General features: G+C 38.9%; 1 protein-coding gene and 1 pseudogene. Both read left to right on the forward strand.

Annotation, left to right across the window (positions count from 1 at the left end):
• Positions 1 to 55: 55 nt before the first annotated feature.
• A pseudogene (locus tag AB204_RS24175) lies at positions 56 to 230 on the forward strand (RHS repeat-associated core domain-containing protein); the annotation flags it as partial.
• Between the two features lie 394 nt (positions 231 to 624).
• Positions 625 to 1,026: an immunity 22 family protein gene (locus AB204_RS20475; protein ID WP_152671598.1), complete on the forward strand. Its 402-nt coding sequence runs from the start codon at positions 625 to 627 to the stop codon at positions 1,024 to 1,026.
• Positions 1,027 to 1,235 lie beyond the last annotated feature (209 nt).

Below are 1,235 nucleotides of genomic sequence, written 5' to 3' on the forward strand. Positions count from 1 at the left end.
CCCTGCGCGGGTTGGCGAAGCCCTGCGGGTATGACTGCCTCGGAGATGATGGCCCTTCGCCGGCCAGTGGGTGGATGAGGAGAGCGGGCTGGTCTACAATCGGTTCAGGTATTACTCGCCTGTGGCCAGTTGTTATCTGACACCAGATCCCATCGGGCTGCTGGGTGGGGAGAATCCCTATGCTTACGTTCATAATCCTACAAGGCAGATTGATCCTTTAGGATGGGCTGAATGGGACTATGGTAAGTTTAATGAGTGGTTTAATAACGCTTCAGTTAAAGACATTATCGATGATAAAAAATCTGTTTCTGCCGCTTTGAGAGGGGATGGAGGAAAGCATGAAATGTTTCCTGTTTCTTTAGCTGCTAAAGCAAAAGACTTAGGTTTTACAGCAGAAGAACTAAAAAAATATGTTGTAGATACAGATAAAATTACGTTCACCAATGTAACAGATGCCAAAGGAAATCCTGTACCAGATGGCGGGCATCATGGAAGTAGAGCTGGTAGGCATTTTCATAATAAATTAATTGCAGACCTGAAAAACGCTAAAAGTAAATTTGATGCCAAGAAAATCATGGTCAGGCATCATCGTAAGTACATGATATATACTGGGAAATGCGGAAAATGACAACTGAAAATAGAGTGCATTTATGGATTGGAAATAATTTTTCCTCTGAAGACGAATATATAAAATATTTTGAGCTAGATTATTCTGTTGAAGGCAATTTTGATGATCCTAACTATAAACTTTGTCAGTTTTGTAAGGACGTTGGTCTTCAATGGTACGATGAGGATTTTATAGGAATAATTCCACGCCACGATGAAAGTGTCTCTATAGATGAAATTTTAGTTGATGCTGCTGTTGATCAAGATGAATTTCAATCAATAAAAGACATATGTGAGAAGTTAGGAATAAAAGAAGCAAATGCCATATTTTGGTATCAGGATTCAGAGTTACACATAAACCCTCCATATAAAGAACAATACAATGGTCTGAAATATATAGGATTATTTGAGGGTGATTAATTTATTTGTGATAGATTAATACCTTATATCTAAAAATTAAGCCGGAAAGATCCAAGATCTTCCGGCTTTCTTCTTTTTTAGAGCCGCTTAATCCTTGCTCTTAGCTGCTTTTATAATCGCTAATCAGTTCGCGCATTCTCAGCTTAATATAGCAGAATCAACATAACCTGACACATTCGATGTGCTCGGTGAACAACTCATCAACTGAA

This window comes from Xenorhabdus khoisanae, assembly GCF_001037465.1.
GTDB lineage: Bacteria > Pseudomonadota > Gammaproteobacteria > Enterobacterales > Enterobacteriaceae > Xenorhabdus > Xenorhabdus khoisanae.

What these genes read in the sequence shown, in the direction of transcription:
- AB204_RS20475 (WP_152671598.1), top strand. Translation starts at nt 625, where the DNA reads ATGACAACTGAAAATAGAGTGCATTTATGGATTGGAAATAATTTTTCC.